At 73.1% G+C, this 21,086-nt stretch carries 14 protein-coding genes and 1 riboswitch; of the genes, 5 read left to right on the top strand and 9 right to left on the bottom strand.

Translation table 11 applies throughout. The features are described from left to right. Positions 1–2: 2 nt before the first annotated feature. Positions 3–731, top strand: coding sequence for a ZIP family metal transporter (locus tag OG736_RS11335; protein ID WP_020130448.1), 729 nt, complete (start codon positions 3–5; stop codon positions 729–731). Between the two features lie 17 nt (positions 732–748). Here the strand turns inward: OG736_RS11335 and cobI are convergent, their stop codons facing one another. Genes cobI through OG736_RS11300 form a run of 7 tightly spaced genes read right to left on the bottom strand, consistent with a single transcriptional unit; the run spans position 749 to position 11,817 of the window. Beyond that, positions 749–1,480 carry a precorrin-2 C(20)-methyltransferase gene (cobI, locus tag OG736_RS11330; protein ID WP_327182313.1) on the bottom strand — a complete coding sequence of 244 codons (732 nt, stop codon included), beginning with the start codon at positions 1,478–1,480 and terminating at the stop codon, positions 749–751. Beyond that, a complete protein-coding gene (locus OG736_RS11325; protein ID WP_327182312.1) occupies positions 1,477–3,006 on the bottom strand; it encodes a cobyrinic acid a,c-diamide synthase CobB in 1,530 nt (509 codons plus the stop codon). The genes cobI and OG736_RS11325 overlap by 4 nt, the downstream gene beginning before the upstream one ends. Positions 3,007–3,010: 4 nt before the next feature. Further along, on the bottom strand, positions 3,011–3,610 hold the full coding sequence (gene cobO / locus OG736_RS11320; RefSeq protein ID WP_057599288.1) for a cob(I)yrinic acid a,c-diamide adenosyltransferase: 600 nt from the start codon (positions 3,608–3,610) through the stop codon (positions 3,011–3,013). Beyond that, complete coding sequence (locus OG736_RS11315; protein WP_327182311.1) at positions 3,610–5,649, bottom strand: putative cobaltochelatase; 2,040 nt, start codon at positions 5,647–5,649, stop codon at positions 3,610–3,612. The genes cobO and OG736_RS11315 overlap by 1 nt, the downstream gene beginning before the upstream one ends. Next, the gene (gene cobN, locus OG736_RS11310) at positions 5,646–9,302 is read right to left on the bottom strand and encodes a cobaltochelatase subunit CobN (protein ID WP_327182310.1); all 3,657 of its coding nucleotides are present in this window, start codon (positions 9,300–9,302) and stop codon (positions 5,646–5,648) included. The genes OG736_RS11315 and cobN overlap by 4 nt, the downstream gene beginning before the upstream one ends. Next, positions 9,299–10,831, bottom strand: coding sequence for a cobyric acid synthase (locus OG736_RS11305; protein ID WP_327182309.1), 1,533 nt, complete (start codon positions 10,829–10,831; stop codon positions 9,299–9,301). The genes cobN and OG736_RS11305 overlap by 4 nt, the downstream gene beginning before the upstream one ends. Next, positions 10,828–11,817 carry a cobalamin biosynthesis protein gene (locus OG736_RS11300; protein WP_327182308.1) on the bottom strand — a complete coding sequence of 330 codons (990 nt, stop codon included), beginning with the start codon at positions 11,815–11,817 and terminating at the stop codon, positions 10,828–10,830. The genes OG736_RS11305 and OG736_RS11300 overlap by 4 nt, the downstream gene beginning before the upstream one ends. Positions 11,818–11,918: 101 nt before the next feature. After that, a riboswitch (cobalamin riboswitch) is annotated at positions 11,919–12,058 on the bottom strand. Positions 12,059–12,262: 204 nt separating this feature from the next. Here OG736_RS11300 and OG736_RS11295 point away from each other — a divergent pair. Both OG736_RS11295 and OG736_RS11290 read left to right on the top strand, forming a co-directional pair. After that, positions 12,263–12,625: a CU044_2847 family protein gene (locus tag OG736_RS11295; RefSeq protein WP_327182307.1), complete on the top strand. Its 363-nt coding sequence runs from the start codon at positions 12,263–12,265 to the stop codon at positions 12,623–12,625. Further along, positions 12,609–16,946: an nSTAND1 domain-containing NTPase gene (locus tag OG736_RS11290; RefSeq protein WP_327182306.1), complete on the top strand. Its 4,338-nt coding sequence runs from the start codon at positions 12,609–12,611 to the stop codon at positions 16,944–16,946. The genes OG736_RS11295 and OG736_RS11290 overlap by 17 nt, the downstream gene beginning before the upstream one ends. A gap of 15 nt (positions 16,947–16,961) precedes the next feature. On the opposite strand, the gene OG736_RS11285 is transcribed toward OG736_RS11290, so the two are convergent. Then, positions 16,962–17,183, bottom strand: a complete 222-nt coding sequence (locus OG736_RS11285; RefSeq protein WP_020130440.1) for a hypothetical protein — start codon at positions 17,181–17,183, stop codon at positions 16,962–16,964. Between the two features lie 34 nt (positions 17,184–17,217). Then, positions 17,218–18,471, bottom strand: coding sequence for an inorganic phosphate transporter (locus tag OG736_RS11280; protein ID WP_327182305.1), 1,254 nt, complete (start codon positions 18,469–18,471; stop codon positions 17,218–17,220). Between the two features lie 556 nt (positions 18,472–19,027). Between OG736_RS11280 and OG736_RS11275 the strand changes: the two genes are divergently transcribed. Together OG736_RS11275 and OG736_RS11270 are read left to right on the top strand one after the other, a co-directional pair. Then, complete coding sequence (locus OG736_RS11275; RefSeq protein ID WP_327182304.1) at positions 19,028–19,759, top strand: class II aldolase/adducin family protein; 732 nt, start codon at positions 19,028–19,030, stop codon at positions 19,757–19,759. Positions 19,760–19,822: 63 nt separating this feature from the next. Then, the gene (locus tag OG736_RS11270) at positions 19,823–20,959 is read left to right on the top strand and encodes an alpha/beta hydrolase (RefSeq protein ID WP_327182303.1); all 1,137 of its coding nucleotides are present in this window, start codon (positions 19,823–19,825) and stop codon (positions 20,957–20,959) included. The last annotated feature ends 127 nt before the right edge of the window (positions 20,960–21,086 follow it).

Below are 21,086 nucleotides of genomic sequence, written 5' to 3'. Positions count from 1 at the left end.
CTATGGCGGTCTTCGTCGCGCTCGGCGCGTTCCTCATGACGCTGGCCGGCGGCTGGACGGCACAGCGCGTGACCGACCGCCGCCACCTGGTGCTGGGCCTGGCCGGCGGCCTGATGCTGGGCGTCGTCGGCCTGGATCTGCTGCCGGAGGCACTGGAGGCGGCCGGCACGGAGGTCTTCGGCGTCCCGGCCGCGCTGCTGCTCTTCGTGGCGGGCTTCCTGCTGGCCCATCTGGTGGAACGTCTGCTGGCGGTACGGCAGGCCGCGCACGGCGCCGAGGAGCACGACGGCCGGGCCCCCGAGGTCGGCCTGACGGCGGCCGCGGCGATGGTCGGCCACAGCGCCATGGACGGCGTGGCGATCGGCGCGGCCTTCCAGGTGGGCGGTGGCATGGGCATCGCCGTCGCGCTGGCGGTCATCGCCCACGACTTCGCGGACGGCTTCAACACCTACACGATCACGAGCCTGTACGGGAACGACCGCCGCAAGGCCCTGGCCATGCTGTTCGCGGACGCGGCCGCACCGGTCGTCGGCGCGGCCTCGACGTCCTTCGTCACCATCCCCGAGCAGCTGCTCGGCGCCTATCTGGGCTTCTTCGGCGGCGCGCTCCTCTATCTGGCGGCCGCCGAGATCCTCCCCGAGGCGCACCACGAACACCCCGCCCGCTCGACCGTGCTGTGCACGATCGCGGGCGCGGCCTTCATCTGGCTGGTGGTGGGCCTGGCCTCGTGACCCGGCGGCGGACGGACTCACAGCTTGCCGCCCCGGCCGCCCTCGCGCCGCGCGGGCGCGATGAGCGTGGAGAGATACGGCAGCGGCTCGCCGTCCAGCTCCCCGGCGGGCCGGATGGACTCCTCCGCGAGACCGAGCGCCGAACCCCACACGGCGTCCCCGATCCGCCCGGTCTCCCGCAGTGCCTCGGCGACCTCGGCGGCCTGCCGTCCGAACTTGTAGGCCACGACGGTCCCCGGCCCGGCGAGCGCGTCCTTCAGCACGGCCGAACCCGCGGTCACCGGCACCAGCGTCAACGGCTCGGTGCCCTCGGTCAGCACGGCACCCGACCGCGCCGCGAGATCCTGCATGGCGGTGATTCCCGGGACGGTCTCGATCACCACGCCCGGCACCGACTCCACGATGGTCTGCGCGAGATAGGTGAAGGTGGAGTACACGTTGGGATCGCCGATGGTCGCGAAGGCGACGCCGCCGTGCTGCCGCAGCAACTCGGCGACCCGCTCCCCGGCGGCGTCCCAGGCGGCCTCCCGCCGCGCCCGGTCGGTCCGCTCGTTGAGCGCGAAGACGACCCGGACGATCTTCTCCGCCGGCACGTAGTGCAGCACGGTGGCCTCGGCCCGCCCGCGCTCCCCGCTGTCCATCACGGGCACGACGACGACCTCGGCGGCCCGCAGCGCGTTGACGCCCTTGACGGTCACCAGCTCCGGATCCCCGGGACCCACCCCGACTCCGACCAGCTTGCTGCTCATGACGTCCGGCACCTCTCCACGAACCGACGGGCCACACCGGGCTCGGACGCCCAGTGCGTGTGCAGATAACTCGCGTGCACACCGCGCTCCACAAAACCTTCGACCCGCCGCGGGGCCAGCACCCCCCAGGCGGGAGCCGCCCCCGAGCCGGGCTCGACGACGGTCCGATGGAACTCGTGTCCGCGCATCCGCGTCCCGGCCACGGCCAGCACACTGTCGCTCACGGCCACGGCGTCCCGGTACCCGAGCGTGAGCCGCTCGCTCATCCGCGCGCCGGCGTCGAGCACTCCGCACATCGGCAGCCCGTCCAGCTCCCGGCACAGGTACAGCAGCCCGGCACACTCGGCGGCGACCGGCGCTCCGGACTCCACGAGCGCCGCGACCTCCTTGCGCAGCGCTTCGTTGCCCGACAGCTCGGTGGCGTACACCTCGGGAAACCCGCCCCCGATGACCAGCCCACGGGTCCCTTCCGGCAGCCCCTCGTCCCGCAGCGGATCGAAGACGACGACCTCGGCCCCGGCGGCACTGAGCAACTCGGCATGTTCGGCGTAGGAGAAGGTGAAGGCAGCCCCCCCGGCAACAGCGACCCGCACCTTGTCGCCCGGGCCGTTCTCACTCAGCCCGTCTGGGGGTCCCCCCTCTGGGGGAGATTGAGGACGAGGCCCGTTCAGGGCCGAAAGCGGGGGTCCGGGGGCGGCAGCCCCCAGGGATGACGGGGGTCCCCCCGCTCGAGCGAAGCCGAGAGTGGGGGAGGGAAGGGGCGGCGGGGGCGAGGAAGCCAGCGCCTCGGCCGCATCCCAGGCCGCACCCGACAAGACGCCCGCACCACGCGCCAGCGCGACCAACGCCTCGACATCGCACCCCTGCGCAACCTGCGCGGCCATGGCCGCGACGGCCTTCACCGCGGCAGCCCGCCGCTCGGCGACCGGCACCAACCCCAGATGCCGGGACGGCGTATCCACCTGAGCCACCCGCCGCAGCACACCCAGCACCGGCACCCCGGCCGACTCGAGCGCCTCCCGCAACAACTCCTCGTGCCGGTCGGACGCGACCTTGTTCAAGATCACGCCCCCGATCCGCACCTCGGGATCCCAGGAGGCGAACCCGTGCACGAGGGCGGCCACGGACCGCGACTGCGACGAGGCGTCGACCACGAGCACGACCGGCGCCCGCAGCAGCTTCGCCACCTGCGCGGTGGACGCCAGCTCACCCTCCCCGGCGGCCCCGTCGAACATCCCCATGACCCCTTCGACCACGGCGATGTCACACCCGCGCGCACCGTGGGCGAACAGCGGCCCGATCAGCTCCGGCCCGCACAGATACGCGTCGAGGTTGCGCCCCACCCGCCCGGTCGCCAGCGAGTGGTACCCGGGGTCGATGTAGTCCGGCCCGACCTTGTGCGGGGACACGGCGAGCCCCCGCGCGGTGAGCGCGGCCATCAACCCGGTGGCGACGGTGGTCTTGCCGGAGCCCGAGGAGGGCGCCGCGACGACCAGCCGGGGGACGGAGGACGGGGAGGTCAGCACGGCGTCACCACTCGATACCCCGCTGCCCCTTCTGGCCCGCGTCCATCGGATGCTTGACCTTGGACATGTCGGTGACGAGGTCGGCGACGTCGACGAGCTTCTCGGGCGCGTTCCGCCCGGTGATCACGACGTGCTGGGTGCCCGGCCGGTGGCGCAGCACGTCGACGACCTCGTCCGTGTCGACCCAGCCCCAGTGCATCGGGTACGCGAACTCGTCGAGCACGTACAGCTTGTACGTCTCGGCGGCGAGATCCCGCTTGACCTGCTCCCAGCCCTCCCGGGCCTTCTCCTCGTTGTCCATCTGGGAGTCCCGCTGGACCCAGGACCACCCCTCGCCCATCTTGTGCCAGTCGACGCTCCCGCCCTCGCCGGAGGCGCCCAGCACGCGCAGCGCGTTCTCCTCGCCGACCTTCCACTTCGCCGACTTGACGAACTGGAACACCCCGATGGGCCACCCCTGGTTCCAGGCCCGCAGCGCGAGCCCGAAGGCGGCGGTGGACTTGCCCTTGCCGACGCCCGTGTGCACGACGACCAGCGGCCGGTTGCGTCGCTGACGTGTGGTCAGCCCGTCGTCCGGCACCACACTCGGCTGTCCCTGAGGCATTACGCGACCCTCCTCGAAGTCCCCTGCACGTCCCTGACCAGCCCGGCGATGGAGTCGGCCCGCAGCTCGTCCAGCGTCACGGCCGTACCCCCCAGCTCGCCCGCGAGCTGCCCCGCGAGCCCCAGCCGCACGGGCCCCGACTCGCAGTCGACGACCACCGACGCGATCCCCTCGGCGGCGAACAACCGTGCCGCCCGCCCGGCGAGGGCGACCGGCTCCGGGCCACCGGTGGCCCGTCCGTCCGTCACCACGACGACCAGCGCCCGCCGTGCCGGATCCCGCAGGCGCTCGACCCGCAGCACGTCGTGCGCCTTGAGCAGCCCGGCGGCGAGCGGCGTCCGCCCGCCGGTGGGCAGTGACTCCAGCCGTGCGGCGGCGGCGTCCACCGACGAGGTGGGCGGCAGCGCGAGGTCCGCGGCCGTCCCCCGGAAGCTGACGAGCCCCACCTTGTCGCGCCGCTGATAGGCGTCGAGCAGCAGCGACAGCACGGCGCCCTTCACCGCGCTCATCCGCTGCCGGGCCGCCATCGATCCGGACGCGTCCACGACGAACAGCACGAGGTTCCCCTCACGCCCCTCCCGGGTCGCCTGCCGCAGATCGTCCCGGCGTACCACGAGCCCGCGCCCGGTCCGCCCCCGCTGCCGCTGGTGCGGGGCGGCGGCCATCACCGTGGCGGCCAGGTGCAGCTTGGTCAGCGTGCCCCGGGGCCGCCGCGCGCCCGTCGTGCGCCCGTGCTCGGTCCGCGCCCGTGAGCGCCGTCCGGCGGCACCCTCACCGAGCCCGGGCACGCTCAGCACCTTCGTACGGAACGGCTCGGCGGCCCGTACGGGGGACTGCTCCCCGGCACCGGAACCGGCGGGCTGCGGCTCCCCGCCCTCGCCGCTCTCCGTGCCCGCCGGGCTCTCGTCCGTCTCGGGACGGGCGGCGGTGTCGTCGCCCTGCGGACCGTCACCGTCGGACTGCGGCGGCTCCCCGCCGTCCCCGCCGCCGGGCCCGTCGGGGTCGGGGTCGGGATCCTCGTCGTCCGGGCCGGCGAACTCCTCCAGCGTGTCGTCGAGTTTGTCCTCGTCGAGCCCCGGGGCGTCGAAGGGGTTCCGGCGCCGGCGGTGCGGCAGCGCCAGCAGCGCTGCCTGCCGTACGTCCTCCGCGAGCACGTCCGTGCGCCCGGCCCAGGCGGCCAGCGCCGTGGCCGTCCGCGCCATCACGATGTCGGCCCGCATGCCGTCCACCTCGAAGGCGGCGCAGGTCGCCGCGATCTGCCGCAGCGCCCCGTCGCCCAGCCGCACCGAGGGCAACAGCTTGCGCGCCGCCACGATCCGCCCGCGTACGGCGCTTTCCTCGTCCGCCCACCGCTCGGCGAAACCGGCCGGATCGTCGTCGTGGGCGAGCCTGCGCCGGACGACCTCCACCCGCTGGTCGGGTTCGCGCGAGGCGGCCACCTCCACCGTCAGCCCGAACCGGTCGAGCAACTGCGGCCGCAGTTCGCCCTCCTCGGGGTTCATCGTCCCGACGAGCAGGAACCGCGCGGCGTGGCGCACGGAGACACCCTCGCGCTCCACGTACGAGGCACCCATCGCGGCCGCGTCGAGCAGCAGGTCGACCAGGTGGTCGTGCAGGAGGTTGACCTCGTCGACGTACAGGATCCCGCGGTGCGCGTCCGCGAGGAGTCCCGGCTCGAAGGCCTTGACACCCTCGGCGAGCGCCCGCTCGATGTCGAGGGCGCCGACCAGCCGGTCCTCGGAGGCGCCGACGGGCAGTTCGACCATCCGGGCCGGCCGGGTCTCGAAGGCCCCCGGTTCGTGCGGCCCGTCCGGGCAGGCGGGGTCGGGGGAGTCGGGGTCGCAGGAGAACCGGCAGCCGACGACCACGTCCAGGGCGGGCATGAGCGCCGCGAGGGCGCGGACGGCCGTGGACTTGGCGGTGCCTTTCTCACCACGGACCAGCACCCCGCCCACCGCCGGCGAGACGGCGTTCAGCAGCAGCGCGAGCCGCAGGTCGTCCTGGCCGACGACGGCCGTGAACGGGAAAGGAGTACTCACTTCTCGTCGCCCTCCAAGTCGCCTTCCAGCTCCAGATAGGTGGCGCGCAGCCGCTCGATCGTGTCGGCGTCCGGCTCGGCCCACAGCCCGCGGTCGGCGGCTTCCAGGAGCCGCTCGGTGATGCCCCGCAGGGCCCACGGGTTGGACTTCTTCATGAAGTCCCGGTTCTCCGCGTCGAAGACGTACTCGGCGCTGAGTTTCTCGTACATCCAGTCGTCGACGACTCCGGCGGTGGCGTCGTACCCGAAGAGGTAGTCGACCGTCGCCGCCATCTCGAAGGCGCCCTTGTAGCCGTGCCGGCGCATGGCCGCCATCCAGCGCGGGTTGACCACCCGGGCCCGGAACACGCGGTGCGTCTCCTCGCCGAGCGTTCGCGTCTTCACCTGGTCCGGTGTCGCGGAATCGCCCACGTACGCCTCGGGGTTGGCACCCGTCAGGTGCCGCACCATGGCGACCATGCCGCCGTGGTACTGGAAGTAGTCGTCGGCGTCGACGAGGTCGTGCTCGCGCGTGTCCACGTTCTTGGCCGCGACGGCGATCCGCTTGAACGCCGTCTCCATGTCCCCGCGCGCCGCCCGCCCGTCGAGCCCGCGCCCGTAGGCGTACCCGCCCCAGACGGCGTACACCTCGGCGAGGTCCGCGTCCGAGCGCCAGTTGCGGGCGTCGATCAGCGGCAGCAGCCCCGCCCCGTAGGCCCCCGGCTTGGAGCCGAAGATACGGGCCGTCGCACGGCGCCGGTCGCCGTGCGCGGCGGCGTCCTCGTCCACGTGGGCGCGCACGAAGTTGGACTCGGCGGGCTCGGCCAGCTCGGCCACCGCCCGCACGGCGTCGTCGATCAGCCCCACCACGTGCGGGAACGCGTCCCGGAAGAACCCGGAGATGCGGACCGTCACGTCGATGCGCGGCCGGCCCAGCTCGGCCAGGGGCACGACCTCGAAGCCCGTCACCCGGCGCGAGGCGTCGTCCCACACCGGACGGCAGCCGAGCAGCGCCAGGATCTCGGCGATGTCGTCGCCCTGTGTGCGCATCGCGGAGGTGCCCCAGACCGTCAGGCCGACGGACTTCGGGTAGTCGCCCGTGTCCTGGAGGTACCGCTGCACGAGGGAGTCCGCGAGAGACTGCCCGACCTCCCAACTCAGCCTGGAGGGAATGGCCTTGGGGTCGACCGAGTAGAAGTTCCGGCCGGTCGGCAGGACGTTGACCAGCCCCCGCGTCGGAGAGCCCGACGGGCCGGCCGGGACGTAACCGCCGTCCAGCGCCTTGAGGATGTGCCCGACCTCGTCGGTGGTCCGCTCCAGCCGCGGTACGACCTCCGTGCACGCGAACTCCAGCACCGCGACGGCGTCCGGGAGTTCGGTGCCCAGGACCTCTCGGACCAGCGCCCGGCTTCCGGCGACCGCCCACCCGCGCTCCTCCGCGCCCTCCGCGATCCGCCGGCACAGCTGCTCCAGCAGGTCGATGGCGTCGGCGCCGGTACGGGCGGGGCCCTCGACGAGATCCGTCAGCTCGACCGGGACCTTCACCGGCGCACCCGGCTCGGCGAGCAACTCCTTCTCGACCAGCCCGAAATGGGCGGCCAGCGCGGCCCGCAGTCCCGGCAGCGCGTTCGCCTGACCGCCCCACACCTGCGAGGCGCGCAGCACGGCCAGCACGAGGTTCACCCGCGCCTCGCCGACCGGCCCGCCGCCGAGGATGTGCAGCCCGTCCCTGATCTGCACGTCCTTGATCTCGCACAGATAACCGTCGATGTGCATGACGAACTCGTCGAACGCGTCGTCGTCCGGCTGGTCGTCGACGTGCAGGTCGTGGTGCAGCTCGGCCGCCTTCACCAGCGTCCAGATCTGCGCGCGCACGGCCGGCGCCTTCGTCGGGTCCAGGTCGGAGACGAGCGCGTACTCGTCGAGGAGCTGCTCCAGCTTGGCCAGGTCGCCGTACGTGTCGGCGCGTGCCATCGGCGGCACGAGATGGTCGACGACGGTGGCGTGCCCGCGCCGCTTGGCCTGGGTGCCCTCGCCGGGGTCGTTGACGATGAACGGGTAGACGAGCGGCAGATCACCGAGGACGGCGTCCGGCGCACAGCCCCCGCTCAGCCCGAGGCCCTTGCCCGGCAGCCACTCCATCGTGCCGTGCTTGCCCATGTGCACGACGGCGTCGGCGCCGAAGCTGTTCTCCAGCCACCGGTAGGCCGCCATGTAGTGGTGCGACGGCGGCATGTCGGGGTCGTGGTAGATCGCGATCGGGTTCTCGCCGAAGCCGCGCGGCGGCTGGATCATCACGACGACGTTCCCGAACTGCAGGGAGGCCAGCACGATGTCGTCCCCGTCGACGTACAGCGAACCCGGCGGCTCGCCCCACGCCTCCAGCATGCCGTCCCGCAGGTGCGGGTCGAGCTTGTCGAACCAGGCCCGGTAGTCGGCCAGCGGGACCCGGGCGGGCGCGGCGGCCAGCTGCTCCTCGGTGAGCCATTCGACGTCGTGGCCACCGGCGTTGATGAGCCGGTGGATCAGCTCGTCGCCGTTGTCCGGATGCCCCTGGACCCCGTACCCGGCGTCCCGCAGAGCGTCCAGGACCCGGATGGCCGAGGCGGGGGTGTCGAGGCCGACCGCGTTGCCGACCCGCGAGTGCTTGGTCGGATAGGCGGTGAAGACGAGCGCGAGCTTCTTCTCGCTGTTCGGCTTGTACCGCAACCGGGCGTGCCGTACGGCGATCCCGGCGACACGTCCGGCCCGCTCGGGGTCGGCGATGTACACCGGCACGTCGTCCGGGCCCTGCTCCTTGAAGGAGAAGGGGACCGTGATGATCCGCCCGTCGAACTCCGGGATGGCGACCTGCATCGCCGCGTCCATGGGGGAGAGAGCGGCGTCGGACTCGTCCCAGGCGCTCTTCGACGAGGTGAGGCACAGTCCTTGCAGCACGGGGACGTCGAGCTCGGCGAGCGCGCCGATGTCCCAGGCCTCCTCGTCCCCGCCCGCCGAGGCCTGCGAGGCGTGCGCGCCGCCGGCGGCGAGAACCGTGGCGACGAGGGTGTCGGTCCGCCCGAGGATCTCGTACAGCCCCGGGTCCGCCCCGCGCAGCGAACCGCAGTACACGGGCAGGGCGTTGGCGCCGCGTGCCTCGACGGCGTCGCACAGCGTGTCCACGAAGGCGGTGTTGCCGCTCAGTTCGTGCGCCCGGTAGAAGAGCACCCCGATGGTCGGCCGGCCCTCGACGAAGGCACGCTCGCCATGGACGCCGTACTCGGGCATCTTCTGCGGCTCGACGAAACCCTCACCGGTCAGCAGCACGGTGTCGGAGAGGAACCGGGCCAGCTCGGTCAGGTTGGCCGGCCCGCCCTCGACGAGATACCGCAGCGCCTCCGCCACCACACCGGCGGGCACCGACGACTCGGCCATCAGCTCCGCGTCGGGCACGGTCTCGCCGCCCAGCAGCACGGTCGGCACGCCGGACGCCTTGAGCGCGGCGAGCCCGTCCTCCCAGGCCCGCTTGCCGCCGAGCAGCCGGACGACGGCGATGTCGGCGCCGTCGAGGAGCGCGGGGAGTTCCCCGGCGACATCGACCCGGGTCGGGTTTCCGATCCGGTACGAGGCGCCGGAAGCGGCCCGGGCCGCCAGCAGATCCGTGTCGGCGGTCGACAACAACAACACTGTGCTCATGCGGGCGCTCCCGGTGGAATGAAAGGCAGTCCTTGCGGCGCGCCCGACTCGATGAGCCGCCAGAGCGCGTCGGTGTCCGCGTGCTGTTCGATCAGGTCGCCGAGCCGGTCGAGCTGTTCCTCGCGCAGCCCGGCGAACGAGGTGTCTGCGGCGGGCACGAAACGACGGCCCGCGGCGGCCGCCACCTCGCGCAGGAAGGCCCGCCGGAATCCGTCCGACTCCAGCGAGCCGTGCCAGTGCGTGCCCCAGGTCTGTCCGACCCGGCAGCCGTCCAGACTGTGGCCCCGACCGTCGGAGATGAACGCCTCGCCCCCCTGGACGTCGGCGACCCCGTGATGGATCTCGTACCCCTCGACCCGCTCGCCGAGGGCTTCCCCCACCGGCCGGGTGAGGGTCTTCTCGCGGGCGAACCGCACCCGGACCGGGAGGACTCCGAGGCCCTCCACCTGTCCGAGCCGGCTCTCGACCTCGTCCTCGATGTGCTCGCCGAGGAGCTGGAAGCCACCGCAGATGCCGAGGACGGGCCGCTGCTCGGCGACCCTGCGCAGAACAGCCTCGGCCAACCCCCGCTCACGGAGCCACTCCAGGGCGCGCACGGTTCCCCGGGTCCCCGGGATCACCACCAGGTCGGCGTCGGCCAGTTCCTCGGGCCGGTCCACGAACCGCACGACGACGCCGGGTTCGGCGGCGAGCGCGTCCACGTCCGTGAAGTTGGACATGAGCGGGACGGCGCAGACGGCGACCCGCAGCACGTCCTCGCCGACGGGCGGGGCGGTGTTCGACTCCCGCACGGTCCCGCGCAGCGAGACCCTCAGCCCGTCCTCCTCGTCGATCCCGAGCCCGTGCCGGAACGGCAGCACGCCGTACGTCCGCCGCCCGGTGAGCCCGTGCAGCATGTCCAGGCCCGGCTCCAGCAGGGAGACGTCCCCCCGGAACTTGTTGACCAGGAACCCGGCGACCAGCTCCTGGTCCTCGGGCGAGAGCAGGGCGACGGTGCCGAAGAAGGAGGCGAAGACGCCCCCGCGGTCGATGTCGCCGACGACGAGCACGGGCAGCCGCGCGCCCCGCGCGATCCCCATGTTCACGATGTCGGTCCGCCGCAGATTGATCTCGGCCGGACTGCCCGCACCCTCACAGATCACCGCGTCATACGTGCCCCGCAACTCGGCGAGGCAGTCGAGAACGGTTCCGAGGAGTTTCTGCTGACGCCCCCCGTGGTATCCCCGGGCACTCATCTCGCCCACCGGCTTGCCGAGCAGCACGACCTGACTGCTCTGCTCACCGCCCGGCTTGAGCAGCACGGGGTTCATCAGCGCGGTCGGCTCCACCCGGCAGGCCTGGGCCTGCATGGCCTGGGCCCGCCCGATCTCGGCGCCCTCCGTCGTCACGAACGAGTTGAGGGACATGTTCTGCGCCTTGAAGGGTGCGACCTTCACCCCCTGCCGCACCAGCCACCGGCAGATCCCGGCCGTGACGACGCTCTTGCCGGCGTCGGAGGTGGTGCCGGCGACGAGGAGACCCCCGCTCATGTCGTACGCCCCTTCAGCTGGTCGATGTGGTTGCGCCGGTTGCCCGCGACGATGCCCGTGGCGACGACGCGCGCGGCGACGGTGACGCCGAGCGCGAGCAGACCGACGCGGCGGGAGAGCCGCGCGGCACGTTCGATGTCCCGGGCGACGACGGGCCGCCCGGCGGCGCCGTTCAGCACGGGCCGGTGCTCGACCCGCCCGGCGTACGACAGGGTCCCGCCCAGCCGCACCCCGAGGGCGCCCGCGAACGACGCTTCCACGGGACCGGCGTTGGGGCTCGGATGACGGCGGGCGTCGGCCCGCCAGGCCCGCACGGCGCCCCGCGGATCGTCCCCCGCGACGGCGGCGAGCACGGCGGTCAGCCGGGCTCCCGGCCATCCGGCGACGTCATCGAGACGGGCGGCGGCCCAGCCGTAGCGCAGATACCTAGGCGACCGGTGACCGACCATGGCGTCCAGGGTGTTGACGGCCCGGAACCCGACCAGGCCCGGCACCCCGCCCACGGCCCCCCACACCAGCGCCCCGACGACGGCGTCGGAGGTGTTCTCGGCGACGGACTCCACGACCGCCCGGGCGATCCCGTCGGCGTCGAGCGCCTGCGGATCCCGCCCGCACAGGTGCGGCAGCCGCTCCCGGGCGGCCTCGACGTCCCCCGCCTCGAGCGACCGGCCGACGGCCCGGGCCTCCCGGACCAGCGAACTGCCCCCCACCACGGCCCAGGTGGCGGCGGAGACGAGAGCGACGGTGGCGGCGGGGGAGCGGCGTACGGCCCGCTCGGCGACTGCTCCCAGGGCCACGGCCCCGCCGGCGCACACGACGGCGTGCAGGGCACCGCTTCCCCGGTGGTCCCGCCACAGCAGCCGCTCGACGGCACCGGCGGCCCGCCCGAACGCGGCGACGGGATGCCCTCGGCGGGGATCGCCGAGCAGCAGGTCGCCCAGAAGGCCGGTGGCGGCGCCGTACGCGTAGAGGCGATCGGCACGCATCGGCTCAGCCGGCCGTGGGGTCGGGCAGCGACCTGGTGGCGTACCTCAACGGCCGAGCGAGCATGGCGATATGTCCTCACTCAGGGTGTCCACGCCCTGGTTCGACGAGACCGGCGGCGAGAGTTCCTGGCTCCCGGGGGTTTCTACCCCGGTCACAGTGGCGGGACCGCGCCGGATTCACACCGGCTTCCTCTTCTGCTGCCGTACATGGCTCGGGCAGTCCACCACGGCCCGCAAGAGCCGTCAACTTGCCTTTGACCTGCGAGGCTCGAGTGTGCAGAACCCCACACCGTTATCATGCCGACCGGCCCGCCGGGACCCGCTCGCCAGAAGGCCCCTCGCACGGATGGTCCTCGCCGGGACGGCTTGCGGACGCGGAACATCAACGCCTGCAATGTCCCCCTACGCCCCCTGTGGGGGGCAACGGCCGCGGGAGGGGCGCCTGATGGCGTACGTGGGGGAAATGGTGCTCGACGACGGTCAGATCGTCTTGATGGAGGTGGTCGGGGACGGCCCGGCCGGGGTCCAGCGCGTGTCGCGCGGCGGCACGGTCGCCGGAGCGGCGGAGACCCTCCAGCAGGCGCTCACCCGGGTGCGCCCCGCACTGGGCGCGGTCCTGGAGGGCACCCGGGCACTGCCCAGCCCACCGGACGCCGTCACCGTCGAGTTCGGCATCACGCTCAGTGCCGAGGCGGGGGTCGTGGTCGCGCGTGGCTCGACCGAGGCCCACTTCACCGTGAACATGCACTGGGCGCGGCGGGACGGGTCGGGCGACTCCGGGCGGCGTGCCGGTGACAGCCGGGCCTGACGGTGAGCTCGTCCGCGCCATCGCTCGCTTCTGGAGCGCGGACGGCCGGGTCACCGGCAGCGGCTTCCTCGTCGCGGAGCGGACCCTGTGCACTTGCGCGCATGTTGTGGCGAGCGCGCTGGGGACGCGGGACACCGAGCCCGCGCCTCCCGTCGCACCGGTGAGCGTCGACTTCCCGCTGCTTGCTCCGCCTTCCCCGCGCCTGTCCGCGACGGTCGCGCACTGGCGACCCGTCACCCATGACGGCAGCGGTGACATCGCGCTGCTCACTTTGGAGGAAACGGTCGCCGGCACCGCTCCGGTGCGCTTCGCCGGGGACGCCGCCGTCTGGGACCACGCCTTCGGTGTCCTGGGCTTCCCCTCACACACCGACGACCACGGCGTCTGGGTGGACGGCCGCCTCCGCGCCCCCGTGGGCAAGGGCTGGACGTCGATGGAGGCCCGTCCGACGGGCGGCGGTCCCCCTGTCGGCCGCGGATTCAGTGGGGGACCGGTATGGGACACCGAACAGGGCGGGGTGGTCGGCATGACCGTCGCCGCGGAGACCGGCACCGGCGCCACCACGGCCTACCTCATCCCCGCCGCGCTGCTCCTGGGCCTGGACCCGTCGCTGCGCCCGTCCCCCTTCCGGGGCCTGCGCCCGTTCCGGGAGCAGGACGCCGCGGTCTTCTTCGCGCGCCGGGCGGACAGCGAACGCCTCGCCGAGGCCGTGCGCGCCCACGCCTTCGTGCCGGTGGCCGGGGCGTCGGGAGTCGGCAAGTCCTCGCTGGTCCGAGCCGGCGCCCTGCCGTTGCTGCGGGCGTCCGGACACACCGTCACGGACTTCGCCGGCCAACCGGACGCCGACCCGGTACGGACGCTGATGGAGACACTGAGCGGCCAGTTCCCGCCGGTGCGGGCGCTGGCCCGGGACCTGTGCGCCGGCACGGACCGGATCCGCCGCACCGAGACGGCCGTACTGCTGGGCGCGCGCATCCTGGACGACTCCGGCCCCGAGGGTCACCTCATCCTTCTCGACCAGTTCGAGGAGACGGTGGGCGCGCGTCCCGCGGACGCTGGCGCCCTGATGGACGTCCTTCTTCCCATGACCCGAGCGGTCCATCCGTCCGGCCGCCGCCTGAGTGTCCTGGCCACCCTGCGTTCGGCCTCCCTGGAGGAACTCGTCGTCCACGGTCACGCGGAGGACCTCAGTGGCGCCCTCCAAATGATCGCGCCGATGACCCCGGCACAACTGGACGAGGTGGTGCGCCGCCCCGTGGACGCCGTGCCCGGGGTGGAGTTCGAGACCGGCCTGGCCGAACGGATCACCGCAGACGCGGGCACCGGATCCGGGGCGCTGCCGCTCGTGGAGTTCGCCCTCTCGCAACTATGGGACCGGCAGGAGCGAGGCCGCCTCACGCATGCTGCGTACCGGGCGATGGGCGGTGTCGCCGGGGCGCTTTCTCGCTACGCCGACGACCAGCTCTCCCGGGCCGGCAAGGCCCCGGGCGGACCGGACGAGGAGACCGCCCGCCGCCTCTTCGAACGCCTAGTCCGCCCCACCAAGGGTCTGGAGTACGCCCGCGTCGCCCGCGCCTTCGACCAGCTCCCGGCCGAACTGCGCTCTGCTGCGCAGACGTTGGCCGGGACCCGGCTCCTCGTCATCGCCCGGGACAGCTCGGGGAGGGAGACGGTGGCGCTGGCCCACGAGGCGCTGGTGTGCCGGTGGCCGACGCTGCGGTCATGGCTGGAGGAGTCGCGAGAGTTCCTGACCTGGCACGAGCGGCTGCGAGGACGGCTGCGGGAGTGGGAGGAGGGGGAACGGCACGTCGACTTTCTGCTGCGCGACAAGGAACTGGCCGCGGCCAGAGCGGCGTCGGCGCTGCGGCCCGCCGAACTGTCCGCCGAGGAGGCGGAGTTCGTGCAGGCCAGCCGACTGCACCGCAGACGGTCGGTGCGGCGAGGCCGCACCGGTGTCGCCCTGGTGACCTGCCTGACCCTGCTGGTCGCCTCCCTCGGCTACCTCATCTGGGGCTACTTTCTCAACGAGCGCCAGGACAGGGCCGACGAGACCGCGCGGACGCTGGTCGCCCACGCCGCCGACCGTGCCCTCGAAGACCCGGTCGGTGCCGCTCTGCTGGCCGTCGAGGCCCGGCGCACGAGCGATCTCCCCCGGACCCGGACGGCCTTGATGCGGTATATGCAGCCGCTCAGCTCGCTGGTGGGTGTGCGCCGGATCCTTCCGGACGGTGAGCCGCAGAAGGTCGCCGCCTCCGTGGACGGCACGGTGATGGCCGTCATGACGGTCGGACGGGAGGGCAGGCAGATCCATGTGGTGACCGGCCTGGACCTCGGCACCCCGCAGGCATGGTTGCTGCCTCACGTGCCGTCGTCGGTGGACGTGGTGGCCGTCAGCGACGATGGCGCGCAGGTCGCCGCCGCGACCGGCCGAGGAGAGGTCCGGGTGTGGCGGATCGCGCCCGGGAGGTCACGAACGGAGCCGTTGTCCTGGCGATGGCGGGCAACCGGTGCCGGCACCACTCGTGTGCTCGATTTCTCGAACGACGGGACGTGGCTGTTGCACGGTCTGGATCTCGCCGACGACTCCGACGACCCCGACGAGTTCACGCTGTGCGAGGACTCGGCCGTCGCCTCGTCGCTGCGCGCGGTCCAGGTCGACGCGCGGGCCATGCAGGGGCCGGGCACGGCGCTGCCCGACGGTCTGCTGGAACCGGACGAGTGCATCGAGGACGTGAGTCTGAGCTCGGCACGATCCGACCGCCTGACCATGTCGGTCTCCCGGCAAGTGACCGACCGGGACGGCGGGACGACGTCGGTGGGGTCCCTCCGGTGGGCGGAACTGACGACGCGACGGGCCGGGCAGGAGAGCGGGAACCTGGACGCCGTAGTGCTGGGCGCCGGTGGCCGCGCTCTGGCGACGGGGCGGAGCGACGGTAAGTGGCGTTGGCAGCTCCCCTCGCTCCCCGGGTCGAAGCCAGTCGGATCATGGTCCGAGCTCTACGACACGGACGTCTCCGGCCGCTACCTGGCGCTGGACAGCGATGACTACGAGCAGTCGACGCCGGACCACGACGCCCTGAGGTTGCTGGTCCTCGATCCCTTGTCCGGGCGCCGCTATTCCACCGCTTTTCCCGTGGGCGTGAGCGGGGGAGCGCAGGGCATGGTCGTGACTTCGACGGTCAACGGTCTTCTCGCTCACGGGTTGCTCGGCCGCGACCTCCTGACCTTCCGCCTGACGAGCACGTCGTACCCCCTGGGTCCGGGCGGCCGTGCTTCCGTGATCGACATGGACCGGGTGGACGGGCAAGAGACGCTCGTGGCCCTGACGAACCACTCGCGGGAGGGCGCCGAGGTGGCCTTGGAGGCTTACGAGACGGTGCTCCACGCGGGACGTCTTCGGCACCGCACGGAGAACGTGCCGACTCTGGACGCGGGCATCGTGATCAGCCAGGACAGCCGGTCCTTCGTGGCGTGGGGCAGCAACGACTGGGATCTGCGCACCGTGGACGGACTGAACGCGAGGAACGCGAAGTCCTCGCCGCCGGCGGAGGGGACGCCGGATCCGGAAAGCGGCTCGACCATCAGCTCCGTACGGCGCTTCGGGACCGGAGATTTCCTGATCCTCGACGGCGAGGGCCTGGCCCGACTCGAAGGGGCGACGGGCCGGATCCGGCGCCTGGGCGGGGTGCAGTGCGGGCCGGAACTCGCGGATGATCATGCCTGCATGACGGCGGTGGGCCGCCCGGGCCATCCCGGGCAGTTTCTGGTCCTGAGGGCTGACGGAGCCGCGGAATGCTGGGAGCTGCGGCCCGACGGCCGTCTCGAGTTGGTCGACGAGGAGACCCTGAGCCCCGTCCCGGACGACGTGGGGGCGAGCCGGCTGGCGGTGTTCCGCCCCGATGGGCGCGCCGTGGCGTTGGCCACCCGGGAGGGGGTCCACGTATGGCGGATCGGTGCGGGCCGACCCGCTCTCGTCAGCGACGACAGTCGCATGGTGCACGCCTACGGCGACCGGGGCCTCCTGGTGGTGGCCGACGCGGATGGCGGCCAGGAGCTCGTGAGGGACTACGGCGATGACGATCCGGTTCCGCTCCACGCCTCAGACGTCGTGACATGGGTGTTCGACGCAGACGTTCTGCACGGCGAGACCCCCTTGGGCCCGGCCGCCTATGACCTCGGCCAACTCACCGCTGCCGACGCGTGCCGGTCGCTCCCGCCGCTGGATCCGGGGGTGTGGCGGTCCCTGCGGGAGACACTCGACGTTTCCGCGGACCTGCCCTGCCCGGACGTCGGTTGGACGGTCCGGCAGGGCAGGTGGTGAGCTTCTCGGAAGGCGTCAGGCGACGATCAGTGAGATCCCGTACGCCACCGCCGCCGCGCAGGCCGCGAAGCACGCGTACGCGCCGGTCACCGCGAGGGTGGCCGAGCCGCCCTGCGCCGACGCGCGTTCCTGCCGCGACAGGCCCATGACGCCGAGGGTGAACAGGGCGACGAGGCCCACGGTGACCACGAGGCTGACGCCGAAGACAGAGCCCAGGGCTGCCCAGTCGATCTTCATGCTGCTTCTCTTCCTTCGTGCCGGGTGCGCGGGCTCAGACGGCCGCGGCCGGGGGAGCGGCGGGGGTCGCGGGCTCGGCCGCCGGGCCGGGGATCGTGGCCGTCAGGTCCGTGAGGTCCTCGGCCAGGGTGCCCGCGGGCGGCGGGGTGACGGCGGCGATGGCCGTCGTGACGACGCCCGCCGGCTCGTCGGGCTCGTTGACGTTCGAGGCGTCGACGACCTCGCGCCGGGAGACCTTCCAGATGGCCGCGCTGGAGGCGATCAGGAAGACCGCGACGAGGGCCGTGCCCCAGTCGCCCAGGCCGGTGACGGACTCGGCGAGCGCGCCCACCAGGGCCGCGGCCGGGAGCGTCAGGCCCCACGCGACGAACATCCGGGTCGCCGTCGACCAGCGGACCACACCGCCCTTGCGGCCCAGCCCGGCGCCCATCACCGCACCGGAGACCGAGTGGGTGGTGGAGAGGGAGAAGCCGAGGTGCGAGGAGGCCAGGATGACCGTGGCCGCGCTGGTCTGGGCGGCGAAGCCCTGCTGCGGCTGGAGGTCGGTCAGGCCCTTGCCCATGGTGCGGATGATGCGCCAGCCGCCGAGGTAGGTGCCGAGCGCGATGGCCAGGCCGGCGGAGAGGATGACCCAGGTGGGCGGGTCGGAGTCGGGGGCCACGGCACCGCCGGCCACCAGGGCCAGGGTGATGATGCCCATCGTCTTCTGCGCGTCGTTGGTGCCGTGGGCGAGGGAGACCAGGCCGGCCGAGGCGATCTGGCCCGCGCGGTAGCCCTTGGCCGCCGCCTTGCCGTCGGCCTTCTTGCCGAGGGTGTAGGAGAGGCGGGTCGCGAGCATCGCCGCGACGCCCGCGACGATCGGTGCCGCGATCGCCGGGATCAGCACCTTGGTGACCAGGGCGTCACCGTGCACCGCGCCCATACCGGCCGAGGCGATGGTGGCGCCGATCAGACCGCCCATCAGGGCGTGCGAGGAACTGGAGGGCAGGCCCACCAGCCAGGTCAGGAGGTTCCAGAGGATCGCGCCGACCAGGGCGGCGAAGATGACCTCGGGACGGATGCCGGTCTCGTCGACGAGACCCTTGGAGATCGTGTTGGCGACCTCCACCGAGAGGAAAGCTCCCACAAGGTTGAGCGCGGCGGACATGGCCACCGCAACCTTGGGCTTGAGTGCACCGGTCGAGATGGTGGTGGCCATCGCGTTGGCGGTGTCGTGGAAACCGTTCGTGAAATCGAACGCGAGTGCGGTGACGACCACAATCGCGAGGATCAGCGAGAAGTTTTCCATTTACCCAGGCAATCGTTCGAAGTCATTGGCGCGTTGACCGTAAGCAATCTGGGTGAACGGAAGATGAACTCAACAGGGCATCCGGGTGTCTGTGCAAGGGGGGTGCGGAGGTCTTCCGTCGCGGCGCCGGGGCCGGGGTCAAGCGCCGTACGGTCACCCGTCTTTGGCGGGCCTGCGCCACCGGCTCCCGGGGTCGTGAAAGAGATTCCGGTCACCCGGCGGCTGCGGCTGTCGGCGTACTGTCAGAAGGCCCCTGCCGGGCGTCCGGCCGGCCGTGCCCCGGCGTCGGACGCCCTGTGACGGGCGACCCACAGGGCGTGATCCGCGAGACCGTCCGGGCCTCGGTCGGGCCGTGCCGTCGGCGCCCCCGTCGCAGGGGTGGCGCCCGACATCGAGCACGGGCGACGGGGTCCGGCCGTCGGTGCTCCGGCCGCCGCCATTGTGTACGAAACACGCGGCCTGCTCCTTGCCCGAGCCCGTGTCCGGCAGGGCGAAGCGGTACGCGGCGCGGGACAGCCCGGCGGCGGCCCCCGGTGCCTCCTGGCAGGATCGCGGCATGGCTGAGCAGCGACGCGAGCAGGGGGACGCCCGGGGTCACCGGGACGGCGTACAGAACGTGGCGGAGCGGCGGGGGAGGCATGCGGTCCTCGAGGAGGCGCGGGCCTGGGAGGCGCTCGTGACGGCGGCCCGCCGCACCGTGACCGACGGGCTGGTCGTCGGCACCTCCGGCAACGTCTCCGTACGCGTCGGCGACACCGTGCTGGTCACCCCGTCGGGCGTACCCTACGAGCGGCTCACCCCCGACGACGTCACGGGCGTCGACCTGGCCGGCCGGCAGGTGCTCGGCACCCTGCGCCCGACGAGCGAGCTTCCCATGCACCTCGCCGTCTACCGCACCACGGACGCCGGGGCGGTCGTCCACACCCACGCCGTGCACGCGACCGCCGTCTCGACCCTCGTCACCGAGCTTCCCCGCGTCCACTACATGGCGGGCGCGCTCGGCGGATCCGTCCGGGTCGCCCCCTACGCGCCCTACGGCACCGAGGAGTTGGCCGAGAACATGCTCCGCGCCCTCGCCGACCGGAGCGGCTGCCTCCTTCAGAACCACGGCACCCTCACCCACGGCGCCACCCTCGACCAGGCCTACGACCGTACGGCCCAGCTGGAGTGGATGTGCCGCCTGTGGCTGACGGCCTCGTCCGTGCCCGGCCTGAACCCCACGCTCCTGACGGAGGACCAGGTCGCGGAGGCGGGCGAGCGACTGCGCGGGTACGGGCAGCCGGAGTGACCGGCCGTCCCCCGACCGGCTCCACCACTGGCCGGGAGGAAGGCGGGCCAGGACACTGGACGGGTGCGCACTGTCAAAGCGACGGCCGCCGCCGTCACCGCAGCCCTGGCCGCCGCCGCCGTCGGTGTCGCCGCCGGCCGCCTGGCCAGCGACGCCGCGCTGAAGGCGCCGCCCGGCCGGCCCCTGCCCACCGAACCCCGGCTCACCGTGCACGGCACGGCCGCCGGCCAGATCACCCTGACCCGTGACCTGGCCGCACTGCGCCCCGGCACCTACGGGCTCTCCGGCAACGGCTCCCACGCGGTCGTGGGCCCCGTTCTGCCCGCCGCCCCGCACTCCGCCGACACCGTCGTACGCCGCCTGGAGCGGGTCACCCACGGCACCCTGAGCGCCGGCGACGCGGTCTGGCTCACCCCCAACCTGTATGTCGGCAACCCCGGCAGTGCCCTCGGTCTCGACCACGCCGACATCGACATCCCCGGCGAACTGGGCAACCTGCCCGCCTGGTTCGTGCCCGGCCCGCGCCGCACCTGGGTGATCGCCGTGCACGGCCTGGGCACCACCCGGGAACACGCCCTGAACGTCATGGGCTTCCTGCACCGCCGCCGCTTCCCCGTCCTCGCCCTGGCCCATCGCGGCGACCTCGGCGCACCTCGCTCCCCGGACGGCCTGAACCACCTCGGCGCGACGGAGTGGCGCGACCTGGACGCGGCGATGCGGTACGCCGTGCGGTACGGCGCCGAACGCGTCGTCCTGTTCGGCTGGTCCACCGGCGCGACCATGGCCCTGCGGGCCGCCGCCGACTCGGGGCTGCGCGATCTCGTCTCCGGGCTGGTGCTGGACTCCCCGGTCCTGGACTGGCGGACGACGGTGCGCGCACTCGCCGCCGCCCGGCACACCCCGGGTGCGCTGCTGCCGCTCGCCGTCCGCGCCGCCGAAGGCCGCACCGGTCTGCACGCCGGGCCCGGCGGCCACGATGACGCGGCCGCCGATCCGGCCCGGCTGAGGGTCCCGACCCTCGTCCTGCACGGCCCCGACGACACCGTCGCTCCCTGGGCCGCCTCCCGCCGTCTCGCCGACCTCCGCCCCGAACTGGTCACCCTGCACACCGTCCCGCACGCCCCGCACGGCGCCATGTGGAACCCCGACCCCGCGGCCTACGAGGAGGCCCTGCGCCGCTTCCTGACCCCGCTCATGTGACCCGCCGACGTGACGCGCACAAGCCCGCCCCGACAGGGGCGCCGGACCGGTGCCGCCGGTTCCGTTTAAGCCCGTACCACTGGCCTGAAGGCGCCTCTCCGCCCGTCACGGAACCCCGTGCCTTGGC

The sequence above is a fragment of the Streptomyces sp. NBC_01334 genome, assembly GCF_035983595.1.
Taxonomy (GTDB): domain Bacteria; phylum Actinomycetota; class Actinomycetes; order Streptomycetales; family Streptomycetaceae; genus Streptomyces; species Streptomyces coriariae.
The sequence above is the reverse complement of the archived record's forward strand: the minus strand, read 5'-3'. Positions and strand labels throughout refer to the sequence as shown.

What these genes read in the sequence shown, in the direction of transcription:
- OG736_RS11335 (WP_020130448.1), top strand. Translation starts at nt 3, where the DNA reads ATGGCGGTCTTCGTCGCGCTCGGCGCGTTCCTCATGACGCTGGCCGGC.
- cobI (WP_327182313.1), bottom strand. Translation starts at nt 1,480, where the DNA reads ATGAGCAGCAAGCTGGTCGGAGTCGGGGTGGGTCCCGGGGATCCGGAG.
- cobO (WP_057599288.1), bottom strand. Translation starts at nt 3,610, where the DNA reads ATGCCTCAGGGACAGCCGAGTGTGGTGCCGGACGACGGGCTGACCACA.
- cobN (WP_327182310.1), bottom strand. Translation starts at nt 9,302, where the DNA reads ATGAGCACAGTGTTGTTGTTGTCGACCGCCGACACGGATCTGCTGGCG.
- OG736_RS11305 (WP_327182309.1), bottom strand. Translation starts at nt 10,831, where the DNA reads ATGAGCGGGGGTCTCCTCGTCGCCGGCACCACCTCCGACGCCGGCAAG.
- OG736_RS11300 (WP_327182308.1), bottom strand. Translation starts at nt 11,817, where the DNA reads ATGCGTGCCGATCGCCTCTACGCGTACGGCGCCGCCACCGGCCTTCTG.
- OG736_RS11295 (WP_327182307.1), top strand. Translation starts at nt 12,263, where the DNA reads ATGGCGTACGTGGGGGAAATGGTGCTCGACGACGGTCAGATCGTCTTG.
- OG736_RS11285 (WP_020130440.1), bottom strand. Translation starts at nt 17,183, where the DNA reads ATGAAGATCGACTGGGCAGCCCTGGGCTCTGTCTTCGGCGTCAGCCTC.
- OG736_RS11280 (WP_327182305.1), bottom strand. Translation starts at nt 18,471, where the DNA reads ATGGAAAACTTCTCGCTGATCCTCGCGATTGTGGTCGTCACCGCACTC.
- OG736_RS11275 (WP_327182304.1), top strand. Translation starts at nt 19,028, where the DNA reads ATGGCTGAGCAGCGACGCGAGCAGGGGGACGCCCGGGGTCACCGGGAC.